The sequence below is a fragment of the Pseudomonas sp. GW821-FHT01E10 genome (assembly GCF_059422365.1).
In genome coordinates this window covers 100,707-115,329 of sequence record NZ_JBWKWT010000013.1, presented here as the reverse complement: position 1 = coordinate 115,329, position 14,623 = coordinate 100,707, and the positions used below count along the sequence as shown (strand labels likewise).

15 protein-coding genes are annotated in these 14,623 nt (G+C 60.3%); 6 read left to right on the top strand and 9 right to left on the bottom strand.

Annotated features, from left to right (window positions below; translation table 11 throughout):
- Positions 1–23: 23 nt before the first annotated feature.
- Together AC07V0_RS21565 and AC07V0_RS21560 are read right to left on the bottom strand one after the other, a co-directional pair.
- Complete coding sequence (locus AC07V0_RS21565; RefSeq protein ID WP_495019911.1) at positions 24–2,036, bottom strand: DUF1302 domain-containing protein; 2,013 nt, start codon at positions 2,034–2,036, stop codon at positions 24–26.
- Between the two features lie 127 nt (positions 2,037–2,163).
- Positions 2,164–2,730 (bottom strand): RBBP9/YdeN family alpha/beta hydrolase, encoded by a 567-nt coding sequence (locus AC07V0_RS21560; RefSeq protein WP_495019910.1) that lies wholly within the window; start codon positions 2,728–2,730, stop codon positions 2,164–2,166.
- Positions 2,731–3,086: 356 nt separating this feature from the next.
- On the opposite strand from AC07V0_RS21560, the gene AC07V0_RS21555 reads away from it, so the two are divergent.
- Positions 3,087–4,139 carry an AraC family transcriptional regulator gene (locus tag AC07V0_RS21555; protein WP_495019909.1) on the top strand — a complete coding sequence of 351 codons (1,053 nt, stop codon included), beginning with the start codon at positions 3,087–3,089 and terminating at the stop codon, positions 4,137–4,139.
- Between the two features lie 130 nt (positions 4,140–4,269).
- On the opposite strand, the gene AC07V0_RS21550 is transcribed toward AC07V0_RS21555, so the two are convergent.
- The 7 genes from AC07V0_RS21550 to AC07V0_RS21520 all read right to left on the bottom strand — a co-directional run bounded on the left by AC07V0_RS21550 (position 4,270) and on the right by AC07V0_RS21520 (position 10,690).
- A complete protein-coding gene (locus tag AC07V0_RS21550) occupies positions 4,270–5,280 on the bottom strand; it encodes a YeiH family protein (RefSeq protein ID WP_495019908.1) in 1,011 nt (336 codons plus the stop codon).
- Positions 5,277–5,603, bottom strand: coding sequence for a Rieske (2Fe-2S) protein (locus AC07V0_RS21545; RefSeq protein WP_026286598.1), 327 nt, complete (start codon positions 5,601–5,603; stop codon positions 5,277–5,279). The genes AC07V0_RS21550 and AC07V0_RS21545 overlap by 4 nt, the downstream gene beginning before the upstream one ends.
- Entirely contained in the window at positions 5,600–6,280 is a 681-nt protein-coding gene (locus tag AC07V0_RS21540) for a DsbA family oxidoreductase (RefSeq protein WP_495019907.1), read from the bottom strand. Before AC07V0_RS21540 ends, AC07V0_RS21545 begins: the two co-directional genes overlap by 4 nt.
- On the bottom strand, positions 6,277–7,608 hold the full coding sequence (locus tag AC07V0_RS21535) for an MFS transporter (protein ID WP_018928320.1): 1,332 nt from the start codon (positions 7,606–7,608) through the stop codon (positions 6,277–6,279). Before AC07V0_RS21535 ends, AC07V0_RS21540 begins: the two co-directional genes overlap by 4 nt.
- A gap of 100 nt (positions 7,609–7,708) precedes the next feature.
- Positions 7,709–8,761 carry a beta-keto acid cleavage family enzyme gene (locus AC07V0_RS21530; protein WP_495019906.1) on the bottom strand — a complete coding sequence of 351 codons (1,053 nt, stop codon included), beginning with the start codon at positions 8,759–8,761 and terminating at the stop codon, positions 7,709–7,711.
- Positions 8,762–8,849: 88 nt separating this feature from the next.
- Positions 8,850–9,695, bottom strand: coding sequence for a TauD/TfdA dioxygenase family protein (locus AC07V0_RS21525; protein WP_495019905.1), 846 nt, complete (start codon positions 9,693–9,695; stop codon positions 8,850–8,852).
- A 14-nt stretch (positions 9,696–9,709) separates the two neighbouring features.
- Positions 9,710–10,690, bottom strand: a complete 981-nt coding sequence (locus AC07V0_RS21520) for a quinone oxidoreductase family protein (protein ID WP_495019904.1) — start codon at positions 10,688–10,690, stop codon at positions 9,710–9,712.
- 280 nt (positions 10,691–10,970) lie between these two features.
- Here AC07V0_RS21520 and AC07V0_RS21515 point away from each other — a divergent pair, with 280 nt between their 5' ends.
- The 5 genes from AC07V0_RS21515 (at position 10,971) to AC07V0_RS21495 (ending at position 14,618) form a co-directional block, all read left to right on the top strand.
- Complete coding sequence (locus AC07V0_RS21515; protein ID WP_028939803.1) at positions 10,971–11,423, top strand: Ohr family peroxiredoxin; 453 nt, start codon at positions 10,971–10,973, stop codon at positions 11,421–11,423.
- Positions 11,424–11,621: 198 nt separating this feature from the next.
- The gene (locus AC07V0_RS21510) at positions 11,622–12,083 is read left to right on the top strand and encodes a MarR family winged helix-turn-helix transcriptional regulator (RefSeq protein WP_018928325.1); all 462 of its coding nucleotides are present in this window, start codon (positions 11,622–11,624) and stop codon (positions 12,081–12,083) included.
- Positions 12,084–12,347: 264 nt separating this feature from the next.
- Positions 12,348–13,124 (top strand): ABC transporter substrate-binding protein, encoded by a 777-nt coding sequence (locus AC07V0_RS21505; protein WP_495019903.1) that lies wholly within the window; start codon positions 12,348–12,350, stop codon positions 13,122–13,124.
- A gap of 91 nt (positions 13,125–13,215) precedes the next feature.
- On the top strand, positions 13,216–13,905 hold the full coding sequence (locus AC07V0_RS21500) for an ABC transporter permease (protein WP_258613377.1): 690 nt from the start codon (positions 13,216–13,218) through the stop codon (positions 13,903–13,905).
- A 14-nt stretch (positions 13,906–13,919) separates the two neighbouring features.
- Positions 13,920–14,618 carry an ABC transporter permease gene (locus tag AC07V0_RS21495; RefSeq protein WP_018928327.1) on the top strand — a complete coding sequence of 233 codons (699 nt, stop codon included), beginning with the start codon at positions 13,920–13,922 and terminating at the stop codon, positions 14,616–14,618.
- Positions 14,619–14,623: the final 5 nt, after the last annotated feature.

Sequence of the window (14,623 nt, the reverse complement as noted above, 5' to 3'; positions counted from 1 at the left end):
ACTTTGCGTAAACCAGTGGTGAATCAAAAAGTGGTTTTCATCGTCAGGTAAACGGCGCCACGGTCCTCAGTCGTGGCACCACCACCGGAGAAGGCCGAGTAGCCACCGCCGTAACACGCGTAGTTTTCATTGCCGCTAAAGGCATTGGGTGTGGAGCCGTCTCCGCTGCCGGCATTGGCCGCGCCGGTGCTCAAACCACTGACGTCGCACTTGTCGGTCTTGCCGAAGGAATCCACATACTTCAGGTCGATGAAGTATTTGTTGTACACAACAGCACCCACGCCCAAGGCATAGTTGCCGGTGTCTTTGGCACCGCCACCGGACACCGGTGACACGCCGGCGAGGCCGACGTTGATGGACATCGGGGCGTTGAGATCGACCCCCGGGAATACCTGGTACCAGGTCGGTGTGAAGTTGACCGCGATGCCCCAGTTGTCCCGGGTCGGCTGGTCGATGCCGCGATAGCTGTCCTGGCCCTTGTAGAGCGCTTCGTTCTTGCTATCGAGCTTGAGCAGGTTGCTGTAGTACAACTCGGCGAGCAGGCTGGCCGAATCGAACACCGGTGTTTTCGGGAATGTCATCAGGCCGTTGAGCGTCCAGTGCAACGTGTCACCGGTGGCACTCAGGCTGTCGCCCTTTTGCGGGGTGTCATAGATCACACCGGTGGCCACCGTACGGGCCGGCAGCAGGCCCAGACCGGCGCCGAAACCCTGCGGCCCGGTCGAGCTGACAATCGCCGGAATACTGGCCAGCGGCATGTTGTGACGAATGTTCAGGTCCGAACCCACACTGATACCGCGCACATCCTTGGACAGGCTCAGGCCAAAGATCTGAATGTTGTCGGCATAGGCCAGTTGATAGGTGCTGGTGCTCAACGAATTGAGGGTGTTGACCACCGCCGGCACCATGCCGGCAGGCGGGGTGCCGTTGGGATTGGCCGACGTCAGCCCGGTGGCGTTCAGCCAGGCTTGCGGCAGGATTTCCGAGGTATTGCGGTAATAAACACCGAGGGTGCCATCCAGCCAGGCCGGCGACCACTTGGCCATTACCCCCCAGTCGCCGCGCTTGTCCGGCGTCAGGTCATGACCGCGACGCACATTGGTCAAACTGTTGCAGGGTGCCAGACCGCAACCCAACGGGCTGCCCGGCACCACGCCATTGGTGTTGCCCAGCAGGAACGACTGCGCACCGAAGCCGACCAGATCGGAGCCGCCATAGTAAGTACCGGCTTCCGGCAAGCGGGCGGCATCCCAATCGAGGAAATACTGAGCGGCCACGGTCAACTCGGGATTGACGGTGAACGACATCGACAGCTGGTTACGCGGAACGAACAGTTCCTTGGCTTCGGTTCCCGGCGAGGCGGCCAGTTTGGCCAGGTCCAGCCCGGACTGGCCGTAGCTGATCGAGTGCACCGGGTTGAGAATGGTCTCGCCCCAAAACACGTTGTGTTGACCGGCCTTGACGCTCAACAGCGACTCCTCGCCCACTTCGGTGCTGTAGAACACGAAGGCGTCGAGGATTTCGCCGGAAGGACCGGTGTAGTAACGCTCGGCGTAGTGGCTCAGGTGGGGGCTGCCATTGCCGACATTGTCGCCCGTGACCCCGGCCAGGCGCGGATCGTTGGCGACCAGACCCGACCTTGCGTCATTGCCATTGACGAACGGGTTGGAATCCGAACCGGTGTTCTCGTAGGCCTTGTCATACCAACTGGCGGCGCTGACGCGAAAGCCCATGTGGTCCTTGTAGACCACATCCATTTCGGTCAACAGGTCAACGCGGTTGGTGATGTTGGTTCCGGCCTTGCGGAAGTTGTAGTCGCCATCGTTGTTGTTCGGCGTCGCCAACAGGCGCTTGTCGGCGCTTTCGGTGCGCACACCGTAGTTGTACTTGACGGTGTTATCCAGGCGCGCGGTCCAGTCCGGGTTACCTGTGTCCAGCTCGACCGCCTGCGCGACCGGCACGGCGGCGCCCAGAATGGCCGAGGCCAACAAGGTGCATCGCGAGGGGGCGAACCCGTGACTCTTATTGTTGTGCATTGCGTTGTCTCCGCCTTTTTGTATTTGTTTTAAGCGCAGCCGCCCTCACACCCCCTTGTTCCAGGGGTTTGCGTTTTTCAGGAATGAGGGCAAATGCCGGATGACTGGGGGCCACCCGGCGCCTGAACTAGCGGTCCAGCTCCAGGATGAGAGCTTCGGCTTGAGGCCAGTGGCCAAAGCCTGCAGCCGGATTGAGATGACCTGCGTCGCCCACGTTGAGCAGTTCACTGCCCCAGCCTTCAGCCAGCTGAGTGACGGCGGCCAGGCTGGCGAGATGGTCGTTGGTACTGGCGGCCACCAGACTGCGGAACGGCAGCGGCCCTTTTGGCAGAGGGTTCCAACCCTGGGTACGCAGGGTTTCAGCGGATGGGTAGCCTTGCGGCCAATCAGCATCGAGATCCGGAGGAGTGACCAGCAGCGCGCCCTTGATCGGCCGGCTGTGTTGCGCAGCCCAATGTGCGACCATCAACACGCCCGCGCTGTGGGCCACCAGAATCACCGGCCCATCGATCTGCTCCAGCTGGTGTTGAATCGCATCGACCCGCTTGGCGCAATCGAGCTTGTCGGTTGCCTGCGGCGGCACACTGCGCACCTTGCACAACCTGGCTTCAAGCAGCGTTTGCCAATGCTCGGCAACGTGCTCGCGCAGGCCCGGTACGATCAGAACGGTTGCGGCAGTTTGCAGTTTGTCCACGTCAACACCTTCGCTTTCTCGATGACTCGACTGGCTCTATTGGCCAGGGGCTTTTTGTAGGACTGACATTAAAGAGCGCCCACCCGAAGCGCTTTTCATTGGACGTCAGGCACTTTTCTTTTCATGACAAATTTCCAGGGATCGGCACGCGGCGACCATTGGTCGTAAATCCCCTCAGGTTCTCTGCGGGTCACTGTAATCAACGGGTGAGCGTCGATTGCGCCACGACAACGGAGGTGATCCTGGACAGATTTGAGCGAGCGCCCTCGACAACCTCGCAACTGTTCAATTGCTGATGTGCTGGATATAGTCGCCACGCTCATTTGAATCGCAACCGGCCCAGGAAAGACTTTCGCATGCCCAAGCTTGTTCGCGCCGCCGTCTTGACCAACTACCTGGAAGTCACTCAATACCTGGGGTTCAACCCGCGCGATGTACTGGCCGGCGTCGGCCTGAGCAAAGCCCTGCTGCAAGCGCCCGAACACCGCATTCCCATTGATGCCGCCGTACGCCTGCTGGAAGACTCGGCCGCCGCCAGCGGCTGCCAGAGTTTCGGCCTGAGCATGGCCGAGTCGCGCCAGCTCTCGGACTTCGGAGTCGTCAGCCTGCTCCTCAGCCACCAACGTACGCTGCGTGATGCCTTGCAGGTCGTGGTGAATTACCGTCACCTGATGAATGATTCGCTGGCCATCTTCATTGAAGAGGCCGACAAGATGGTGATCATTCGCGAGGAGGTAGTCACTGAATCGCCAATGCCTTCCCGCCAGGCCACCGAGCTGGCCATCGGGGTCATGTTCCGCCTGTGCGCTGCCTTGCTCGGTACACACTGGCACCCCTACAGCGTCAACTTCACGCACCAGCCCCCGGACAACCTGCAACTGCATCGCCGCCTGTTCGGCTGCACGCTGGAGTTCGGCAGTGAGTTCAATGGCATTGTCTGCTCCGACGCCAGCCTCGACATGACCAACCCCAATGCCGACCCGGCCATGGCGCGCTACGCCCAGAGTTACCTCGACTCGCTGCTCAACCACGAAGGCCCGTCGATACTGTTCGAGGTGCGCAAAGCCATCTACCTGCTGCTGCCGATGGGACGCGCCACCATCGAGCAGATCGCCCAGACCCAGGGCATGAATGTCCGGACTCTGCAGCGTCGCCTCAAAGACGACGGCTGCGCCTTCAACGACCTGATCAACGACGTGCGCCGCGACCTGGTGCTGCGCTACCTGGACAATCCGAATTACTCGCTGGGTCGTATCGCCGACATGCTCGGCTACTCCATGGCGAGCTCCTTCACGCGCTGGTTCATCACCCAGTTCGGCATGCCGCCCGCTACATGGCGCAGCGCACAAAAACACACCGTCAAGTCACCGACTGCCCCAACCACCCTGCCCGCGCCGCAAAAAACCTGAGCCAAAAAAAACGGCGACTGCTGGCACAGTCGCCGTAAAAGAACCGGTGTCAGTGACACCGGCCGAGAGTCCCACTACGCCATGGAGGCAACGCAGTGCAACGCCGCTCGTGAATGAGGTTGTCGCGGGCTTACAGTCCCCAGCGCAGCAATAACAACACCAGCACGACCAAGAACACCGTCTCCCCCACCATCAGCAGAATGGGCTTGATGCCAACCGCCGCCAGCTCCTTGAGCTGAGTCTTCATACCCAGGGCGCTGATGGAAACCACCAGGCACCAGCGCGACAGTTCATTGACCGAACCTTGCACCACCGGGGCGACCCAGCCGGTGCTGTTGATACAGGCCAGCAGCAGAAAACCGACGGCGAACCACGGTAGCAGCGGTGGTCGCTTGCCGGTCGGATCGGCACCCTGCATACGCGTGACCATCGCCGCACAAACGATCACCGGCAGCAGCATCGCCACCCGCATCAACTTGACCATCGTGGCGGTATCGCCAGTTTCGGTCGACAGGCTGTAACCAGCGCCGACGACCTGGGCGACATCGTGGATGGTCGCCCCCAGGAACACCCCCGCCACTTGCGGCGACAACGACAGCCAATTGGCAATCATCGGGTACACGATCATTGCCAGGGTCGACAGCGCCGACACCCCGATCACCGTGAACAACGTCGCACGTTCTTTCTGTGGATGATTGGGCAACGCCGCCGCCAGCGCCAACGCCGCCGAGGCACCACAAATCGCAGTGGCCCCGCCGGTGAGCATGCCGAACAAGCGCTGAAACCCCATCGCCTTGGCCGCGATCACCGAGACGCCGATCGTCACCACCACCAGAATCACCACCAGCGCCACAGGCTTCCAGCCCAGCGCGGCAATCTGCTCAAGGGTGATGCGCATGCCGAGCAAGGCCACGCCAATGCGCAACACAGTACGTGCAGTGAATTCGATGCCAGCCTTGCAGGCACCCTCACTGGCCAGGAAGTTCAGCGCCATGCCCAACAGCAAGGCAAACAGCATCACCGGCGCACCGTAGTGCTCGGACAAAAAGGACGCGGCGGCCGCCACGATCAAGCTGACGATAAAGCCTGGCGCCAATTCGCGCGTTCGGCTGTGGATACGGGTAAGCGCGATAGCGTTCATGGCGCGGGCTCCTCGCAAGCGATGACGATGAATGCCTGGCCGTCAATTGTCTCGACCGGATAGTTGGCAACTTTGACCTGGGTTGAATTGAGCAAGTAACCGCTGCGCAGATCGAAGCGCAGGCCATGGGCGCAGCACTGGATCACCCGCCCCTCAAGGCGCCCGCCACACAACGAGGCGCCCTGGTGCGGACAACTGTCGTCAATGGCGAACAGGTCACCTTCGATGTTGAATAACGCCAGGCTTTTACCATCGCATTCGAACAGCGCACGACCGCCTGCCGGCGGGAGTTTTCCAGCGGGCACGGGGATTCGAAGACTCATGCCGATTGCCGCGCACGATGACTGTCGAGCAAGGCTTCGCACATGGCGTCAAATAGCGCCTCGGCAGGCTGAGCGCCCACCACTGTCAGGCGACCATCGAACTGAAAACTGGGCACGCCGCTGGCGGCTCCCGCCTCGTTGCCAATGTAAGGATCGCCGTCGCCTTGCAGGCAGGGTGCCATGGCATCAGGGTCGAAACCACACGACCGGGCGATGGCAAGCAAGGTCTCCTGGCAGCCCAGATCCTCACCGCTCTCTGATCCCTGGAGCTGGAAGTAAGCAGCGAACAAACGCTCAAGCAAAACATCGCATTGGGCGCTATTGCCGAGCACCCTCGCACGCTCCAGCAAGCGATGGGCGTCGGCGGTATTGGGCATGCGGACGATACGACTCAAATCGATGGGCACGCCCACCGCCATCGCAGCCTGCTGCACCTGGGCCAGGCGCATCGCTACGGCTTTAAGACTGCCCAGGCGCTTGAGGTAAAAATCGACAAAGGGTTCACCCTGTGCCGGCAGCTGCGGCAGCAATTGCACCCCGTGCCACACCGTGGTGATTTCCACGCCAGGTTGCTGGACACGCAGCAGGTCTTGCGCGCGCGCAAGTTGGCGCTTGCCGATCAGGCACCAGGGGCAGATGAAATCGAAAAACACATCAATACGTAAACGACCACTCACAACTTCACCTCTAACACCGCTTTGCCAATCGAATCGTGGACTTGCTCGCCCTGAAGCCGGGCCATGTCCTTGTGGTAATGACACTTGGCGTAAAAGAACACGGCCGCTGCCGCGATACTGACCAGTGGCACCATTTGAAAAGCCGCCTGCAAGCCGATGAGGTCGGACACCCGGCCGGTGATGAACGGCCCAGGCGCCAGCCCCAGCATGTTGTTGGCCAAGGTCAGCGTGGCGAAGGCCGTGCCATGGACCGAGTAATGGGTCAGGTTGGCAACCATGGCTCCGCAAGGACCGGTCGTGCCGGCGGCAATCAACATCCCCAGGCAGATCAGCACCAATTGCACAGGCCCTGGCGGCAGGGCGAAGGCCGTCGACAACAGCAGACAACTGCCCAGGCAATAGGCGATGGCCAAAGCGACTTTGCGCTCCGGCGAAGGGCGACACAGTCGATCGCTGAGCATGCCGCACAGGATCATCCCCGCGCCGCTGCACAGCACGATGATCGCCGCGACGCCGCCCGCCTTGTCCGTGGCCATGTCGTAATAACGATTGAGGTAGCTGGGCATCCACACGATCACGGTGCCGCCGACGAACAGTTGCAAGCCACTGCCGATGTAGGCAGCGATCACCGAGCGGCTGGAAAACAGCGTACGTAGCGGACGCTTGACCGCGGCAGCCGCCTTGTTCGCCGCCTGCGCGGCACGTTGCGGAGCAATGCGTGCTTCCTTGACGATGATCGGGTAAAGCACCGCCAGCAGCAGGCCGAACAGCGCCATGCCGGCAAACGACCAGCGCCAGCCCAGTTTGGCGGCGATAGCACCGCCCAGCGCCATGCCCAACACCGAACCGAACATGCCGCCCGCCATGAAGGCACTGGCCAGGGTGGCCCGCATGTGTTTGGGAAACACCGAAATCACCACCGCGATGCCGACGCTGCCGTAGGCCGCCTCGCCGACACCCACCATGAAGCGGGCGATAAACATCTGCTGGTAGTCCTGCGCCAACGCGCAGCCCAGTGTGGCCAGGCTCCACAACAGCGCCATCAACGCCAGGCTCTTGACCCGACCGAAGCGATCCGCCAACAACGACAAGGGGAAGGTGAGCAGGCCGACCATCAGGGCGACAACGCCACTGAGCAGACCGAGCTGACCGTCGCTCAGGGCCCACTCGCCCTTGAGCATCGGGAACACCGCATTCAGTACCTGGCGCGACATGTAATCGGAAATCAGCAGGCCGAACGTCAGTGCAAAGACGATCCAGGCATACTTGCGCGCAACGCCGACGCCACTGCCGTCGTCATCGTCTGCGGCGATTGGGTGAAAGGCCATGCAGCCTCCTCAAAGCTTCGTTTTATTGTTGTTATCAAGCGTGTTGCCATGCAGCGAGCGGGAGGCGTTTAACCGCCCGCTTCGTCTGCCGATCAGTCGATCAGCCGCGTTGCGGCACACCTTTTTGTCCAGCCTTGCGGTTGGGGGCCATGCCATTGGCCAACAGGGTTTCTTCGATGCTTTGGTACCGCACACCGATGCGATAGATCTCGCGAGCTTCTTTACCGGTGGCGATTTCGCGACCCAGTTCATGGGCGATGCGTACGGTTTGCTCGATTTGCTGCACCGAGCTGAAACGCTTGCCCTTCTGATCAATGATCGTGTCTTCAATCCCCACGCGAGGGTGCAGCCCCATCGCCAGCGCCATGGTATTGAACGGCAGTACGTTCTTGAGCAGCGATTCAGCGGTCAGGGTGCAACCGTCCGGCGCGCGATGGATGAAGTTGAAGAAGTTGAACGGATTGGGGCCATCGAAACCGCCGCCGATGCCGATCCAGGTCAGGTTCAACGGCCCCCTGTACACGCCTTTGCGTACCAGGCGTTCAAGGGTCTCCATGGCATGCATGCCGGTCAGTTGGAAGTGCGGCTGGATGCCGTTGTCCATCAGGCGCTTGAGGTGTTCGGCGACCCAGGCCGGGCCTGCCGGTACGGTCATTTCGCTGTAGGCCGCCTGATAGGCAGGGTTGGCCAGGGACGTACCTTTCAGGTATTCCGGATACAGCAGCTCCATGATGTTCATCTGGGTGGTGTTGATAGCCACCGTCACCTGATCCGGTTTTGGCGTCAGCTCCGCGAGCATGTGGCGCGTATCGTCAGACAGCCACTTGGCCGCTTCACCATCGCTTTCGGGTGCGAAAGAAATCGAACCACCAACCTGGATGATCATGTCCGGCACGGCTTCACGCACACCGGCGATCAACTCGTTGAACTTGGACAGACGCTTGGAACCCTTGCCGTCCAGTTCGCGCACGTGCAGGTGCAAAACCGTGGCACCCGCCTCATAACAATCGACCGCTTTCTGCACCTGCTCATCCATGGTCAACGGGATGTCTTCGGGAAAGTCTTCCGGCATCCACTCGGGGCCATACGGGGCCACGGTGATGACTACCTTTTCCATGTTTTCCGGGTGCAGGGAATCGTCGAAGAATTGCATGGGTTACTCCTATTATTATGGTTGTCCACACGCCCGGATCGCGCCGGGCGGACGTGTCTGTGAGAGCGAATGCAGCTGCGGTCGATCGTTAAGTCTTGTCGCCGATGATGCCGGCGCGTTCCATCTTGCGATGGCATGGCGGGTAATCCATGACGGCGTAGTGCTGGGTACTGCGGTTGTCCCAGATGGCGACGCTGTTGGGTTTCCAACGCCAGCGCACCTGGTACTCGGGGATGTAAGCCTGGCTGATCAGGTAGCGCAGCAACTCACTGGCACCCGGGTTGGCGTCCTGGCCAAAGCGCACCCGCTCGGGGGTGTGGTAGTTGCTCAGGTGGGTAGTAAAGGCGTTGACGAACAGCACCTTTTCGCCAGTCTCCGGATGAGTACGGACCACCGGATGCTCGGCATCCGGGTACATCGCCTTGAGCGCCAGACGCTTTTCAATCGGCATCGCGGCACCGAAACTCGCTTCGATGCTGTGGCGCGCACGCAGGTCGGCGATCTTCGCCTTTACGTCATCCGGCAACCGCGCGTAGGCCTCCACCATGTTGGCCCACATGGTGTCGCCGCCGACTGGCGGGCATTCCACGCAACGCAACACGCAGCCCATTGGCGGCGCTTCGCGCCAGGTCGCATCGGTGTGCCAGGCGTTCTCGTAACGGTCCATCGGCTGGTCCGGGCGCTTGTAGATGCGCACCAGCCCTGGATGATCCGGGTCACTGCCGGCCACCGGGTGATCCTCCAGTTCGCCAAAGCGCCGGGCGAAGGCCACGTGCTCGGCCCGGGTGATCTCCTGATCACGCAGGAACACCACGCGATGCGTGAGCAACTGAGCACGGATCTCGGAAAAAAGACCGTCGTCATGCGCCGCATCGGCGAGGTTGACGCCCAGCAGTTCCGCGCCAATGCTGCAGGTCAATTGTTCGACTTTCATGGAAGACGACTCCCTTAAATGACGAAAATCGATGAGCCCGTGGTCTTGCGTGATTCCAGGTCACGATGGGCCTGGACGGCATCCTGCAAGGCATAGTGCTGGTTGATCTCGATCCTGATCCGGCCGCTGCCGACATGGTCGAACAACTCATTGGCCAACGCGGTTTTTTCCGCCGGGTCGGCGATGTAGTCGGCCAGGGCCGGACGGGTCATGAACAGCGAGCCTTTCATCGCCAGCAGTACCGGATCGACGGCCGGGATCGGACCGGAAGCCGTGCCGACGCACACCATCAGGCCGCGACGCTTGAGCGAATCCAGGGAACCCATGAAGGTGTTCTTGCCGACACTGTCGAACACCACGTTGACACCAACGCCGTCCGTCAACTCGCGCACACGCTGGGCGACGTCTTCATGGCTGTAATTGATCACATGGTCGCAGCCATGGGCCCGGGCGATTTCGCCCTTGACCTCGGTGGACACGGTGCCGATGACGGTCAGGCCGAGCAGCTTGGCCCACTGCGCCACGATCAGGCCCACACCACCGGCGGCGGCGTGCAGCAGAATGCTGTCGCCGGCCTTGAAATCGTAAATGCGCCGCATCAGGTACGACGACGTCAGGCCGCGCATGGTCATCGCCGCGGCGGTCTCGAAACTGATGGTTTCCGGCAACTTGATCAGCGGTGCGGCCGGGATCAGCCGTTCGGTGCTGTAGGCACCCAATGTATTGAGAAAACCGGTGTAGGTGACGCGATCCCCCACGCGCACGTTGGTAACCCCCTCGCCGATCGCCTGGACCACGCCGGAGGCTTCGACACCCATGCCATTGGGCATCGGGATCGGATAAGTGCCATTGCGAAAGTAGGTATCGGCATAGTTCAGGCCCACCGCCACATGACGCAGACGAACCTGGCCTGGACCGGGCTCACCGACTTCGACCTCCTCATAACGGAGGACTTCGGGACCACCGGTTTCGTAGAAGCGTACGGCTTTGGCCATGTTTTCTTATTCTCCAGTCTGCAAGGTTGGCGTGCAGCGTCGATTTGCGCTGACTGGACTGTAGGACGCCGCCTGACGAGCCGCTTCTCATCAGACGACAATGGCTTTTCATTTCATGACAGTAAGCCGGCAGGCAGGGGTGGCATCCACAGGCCACTCGTCGGGCGACGCAACCCGACTGATTGACAGCGATGGGTGCCTGCGCAATTATTACATCGCATGCGATACAAACGTATGCGACACACAAATCACATCATTCGAAACGTTGAGGATCCACCCCATGAGCAAGATCGAAAAAGTCCTGATGACCGGCAAAACTCACACCACCGCCAGCGCCGCTGGCAACACGTCGCGTGGTCATAACGGCAGCCTCGACATTACGCTGTCGTCGCCTGGAAGCGCGAAACCGGCGCACGTGTTCACCGCCATTCAGCCACACCCGACCGCCGAGCAACTGTTCGCCGGTGCATGGTCGGCCTGTTACACCGCCGCTGTCGGGCTGGTGGCCAATGACATGAACGTGGTGCTGCCGTCTGATCTGTCGGTCGACATCGAAGTCGATCTGGGCCAGACCGGTGCGGCCTACTTCCTTCAGGCTCGATTGACGCTCCGCGTGCCGGGGCTGGCGCACGACGTTGCAACGACACTGGCGCACACCGCCGATCAAATTTGCCCGTACTCGAAGGCGACGCGCGGCAATATCGACGTGGCCCTGAACGTCCTCACGGTTTAACGCACCACGATTGCATTTTTTTCTGCAAATACATCGCATGCGCTTTAAGCGCGTGCGAATCACAAACCCATACGTGCGGCCGGTCAGACGTTGCTGTCAGACCGGCCACCGTCAACAAATCAGAGCTGTTCCGACAAAATCGTATACGAGGTATATTTTGCCTTTGCGAGCCTTCTACTTTGGCCAACGAGGAAGCACATGAAACGCACTGACAAGACCGTCCCCGCTGATCTGAAGCTCTCCGACTTCCTGTGTTTTGCGGTCTATTCCACGAACCTGGCCTTCGGCAAGGCCTACAAGCCGATACTCGAGCACTTGGGGCTCACCTATACGCAATACATCACCATCGTTGCGCTATGGGAGGAAGACCACCAAACCGTGGGCAGCCTTGGCGAGAAGCTGTTTCTCGAATCGAACACGCTCACACCGATCCTGAAGAAACTGGAAGCGATGGGCTACCTGCAAAGGCAACGTGATCCCGAGGACGAGCGGCAGGTGCGGATCAGCCTGACGAAAAGTGGTCGACAGCTACGCGAAGACCGCCCCGAAACGGGCCTTTCCCACGCAACGGGTCTGGAACCGGACGAGTTCACACAGTTGCAGAACGCGATCGTGAAACTGCGCAACAACCTCATCAAATCGACGAAAGCCGAGGGATGAGCAAAACAAATACCTTGATACCGGAATGAAAAAACGGGCGCCCTGATCGGCGCCCGTTTTTTATTCAAAGGCTCGCTGGCAGGGCTGCGGTTACTGCCCATGAGTACTCCGCTTGTCGCCTCGCTTTGATATGTTTATTTTCATACAGTTGATCTGTGAAATATTTTATGTCATTTATAGCCTCGCAAATCATCAGGACAGTCCACCTCGCCAGACCGGACGGCAGCCCCGTATCACCAACGCCCCATCCAAGGAGTCAACAATATGAACAAGACAGAACTTCTAGGTGCTCTGGCACTGTGCGCCGCAAGCTTGCTGGCACACGCCGACGAGGACAGCCTGCGTATCGGCATCGAAGCCGCCTACCCGCCCTTCTCCTTCAAGACGCCGGAGGGCAATGTCAGTGGTTTCGATTACGACATCGGCAACGCGCTGTGTGCAGAGATGAAGGTCAAATGCGAGTGGGTCATCCAGGAATTCGACGGCATGATCCCGTCGCTCAAAGTGCGCAAGATCGACGCTGTGCTGTCGTCGATGTCGATCACTGAAGACCGGATGAAGTCGGTCGACTTCAGCAAAAAGTACTACCACACGCCGGGCAAGTTCGCGATGAAGAGCGGCAGCGTGATCAACGACCCGCTGGTCGATCTCAAAGGCAAGAAAGTCGGCGTACAACGCGCCTCGACCTACGACCGTTTCGCCACTGAGCAACTGGCGCAAGCCGGCGTCGAAGTGGTCCGCTACGGCTCACAAAATGAAGCCTTCCTCGATCTGGCATCAGGTCGCCTGGACGCCACCCTCGCCGACATCGTCAACACCGATGAGAGCTTCATCAAAACCCCCATAGGTAAAGGTTTCGCTCTGGTTGGGCCGGACATCAACGACCCGAAATACTTCGGCAGAGGCGCCGGGATCGCGGTGCGTAAAGGCGACAGTGCGAACGTTACACGCCTGAGCGCAGCGATTGACGCCATCCGCGCCAATGGCAAGTACCAGCAAGTGATGGCCAAGTACTTCGCCTTCGATATCTACGGCGAATAAGCCGTTACCCGAAACCCTGGCGCCGGCGTTTGCGGGTGCCACTTCTGGCTTGTCTCGCGCGCCTCCCGGCGCTCGCTTGAGGAACTTCATCATGCTTCACGGCTACGGATCGAGCATTCTCGATGGCGCCTGGCTGACCATTAATCTGGCCCTGACCTCCATGACCATGGCGATTGCCCTGGGTCTGATCGGCGCCGCCTTTCGTTTGTCACCGTTCAAATGGCTGGCGATGCTGGGCGAAGGCTATACCACCCTGATTCGCGGTATTCCCGACCTGGTGCTGATCCTGCTGATTTTCTACGGCGGCCAGGACCTGGTGAACCGCATTGCCCTCGCGCTCGGTTACACCCGCTACATCGACATCAACCCCTTTATCGCCGGCGTCTGCACCATGGGCTTCATTTTCGGTGCCTATCTCTCGGAAACCTTTCGTGGCGCCTTTATGGCGATCCCCAAAGGCCAGGCCGAAGCCGGTGTGGCTTATGGCATGAGCGGCGCTCAGGTGTTCTGGCGGATTCTGGTGCCGCAGATGATTCGTTTCGCCATTCCGGGGTTCACCAACAACTGGTTGGTGCTGACCAAATCCACCGCGCTGATCTCGGTGATCGGGTTGCAGGACATGATGTTCAAAGCCAAAAACGCAGCGGACGCCACCCATGAGCCGTTCACGTTTTTCCTCGCGGTGGCCGCGCTCTACTTGCTGCTGACCAGCGTGTCATTGCTGGTGCTGCGCTATCTGGAAAAACACTACTCGGTCGGCGTCAAAGCCGCCGAACTGTGACGGGGAGCACAGCCATGATTCTCGACTACAACCTGATCTGGGAAAACCTGCCGCTGTACCTCAATGGCGCCTTGTTGACCCTCAAAGTTCTACTGATTTCCCTGGCCGTTGGCCTGGTGCTGGCGATTCCTTTAGCGCTGATGCGCGTCTCCCGATCGCCGTTGATCAGCTTCCCGGCCTGGCTCTACACCTATGTGATTCGCGGCACCCCGATGCTGGTGCAATTGTTCCTGATCTATTACGGCTTGGCGCAGTTCGAAGCGGTACGCCAAAGCGTGCTCTGGCCTTACCTGTCCAGCGCAACCTTTTGCGCCTGCCTGGCCTTCGCGATCAATACCAGCGCCTACAGCGCGGAACTGCTGGCCGGCAGTTTGAAGGCCACGGCCCACGGCGAGATCGAAGCCGCCAAGGCCATGGGCATGTCGCGCTTTACCTTGTACCGCCGCGTGCTCCTGCCGTCGGCCTTGCGCCGGGCACTGCCGCAATACAGCAACGAAGTGCTGATGATGCTGCAGACCACCAGCCTGGCGTCGATCGTCACCCTGGTCGACATCACCGGAGCCGCTCGTACGGTCAGTTCGCGGTTCTATCTGCCATTCGAGGCGTTCATCACCGCCGGCCTTATCTACCTGGCCCTGACCTTCATCCTGGTTCGTCTGTTCAAGCTGGCCGAGCGCCGCTGGCTGGCGTATCTGGCACCGCGCAAGCACTAAGGAGC

Excerpts from the sequence above, each read along its gene's own strand:
- AC07V0_RS21555 (WP_495019909.1), top strand. The coding sequence starts at position 3,087 with ATGCCCAAGCTTGTTCGCGCCGCCGTCTTGACCAACTACCTGGAAGTC.
- AC07V0_RS21495 (WP_018928327.1), top strand. The coding sequence starts at position 13,920 with ATGATTCTCGACTACAACCTGATCTGGGAAAACCTGCCGCTGTACCTC.
- AC07V0_RS21550 (WP_495019908.1), bottom strand. The coding sequence starts at position 5,280 with ATGAACGCTATCGCGCTTACCCGTATCCACAGCCGAACGCGCGAATTG.
- AC07V0_RS21525 (WP_495019905.1), bottom strand. The coding sequence starts at position 9,695 with ATGAAAGTCGAACAATTGACCTGCAGCATTGGCGCGGAACTGCTGGGC.
- AC07V0_RS21510 (WP_018928325.1), top strand. The coding sequence starts at position 11,622 with ATGAAACGCACTGACAAGACCGTCCCCGCTGATCTGAAGCTCTCCGAC.
- AC07V0_RS21515 (WP_028939803.1), top strand. The coding sequence starts at position 10,971 with ATGAGCAAGATCGAAAAAGTCCTGATGACCGGCAAAACTCACACCACC.
- AC07V0_RS21530 (WP_495019906.1), bottom strand. The coding sequence starts at position 8,761 with ATGCAATTCTTCGACGATTCCCTGCACCCGGAAAACATGGAAAAGGTA.
- AC07V0_RS21500 (WP_258613377.1), top strand. The coding sequence starts at position 13,216 with ATGCTTCACGGCTACGGATCGAGCATTCTCGATGGCGCCTGGCTGACC.
- AC07V0_RS21565 (WP_495019911.1), bottom strand. The coding sequence starts at position 2,036 with ATGCACAACAATAAGAGTCACGGGTTCGCCCCCTCGCGATGCACCTTG.
- AC07V0_RS21505 (WP_495019903.1), top strand. The coding sequence starts at position 12,348 with ATGAACAAGACAGAACTTCTAGGTGCTCTGGCACTGTGCGCCGCAAGC.
- AC07V0_RS21535 (WP_018928320.1), bottom strand. The coding sequence starts at position 7,608 with ATGGCCTTTCACCCAATCGCCGCAGACGATGACGACGGCAGTGGCGTC.
- AC07V0_RS21545 (WP_026286598.1), bottom strand. The coding sequence starts at position 5,603 with ATGAGTCTTCGAATCCCCGTGCCCGCTGGAAAACTCCCGCCGGCAGGC.
- AC07V0_RS21520 (WP_495019904.1), bottom strand. The coding sequence starts at position 10,690 with ATGGCCAAAGCCGTACGCTTCTACGAAACCGGTGGTCCCGAAGTCCTC.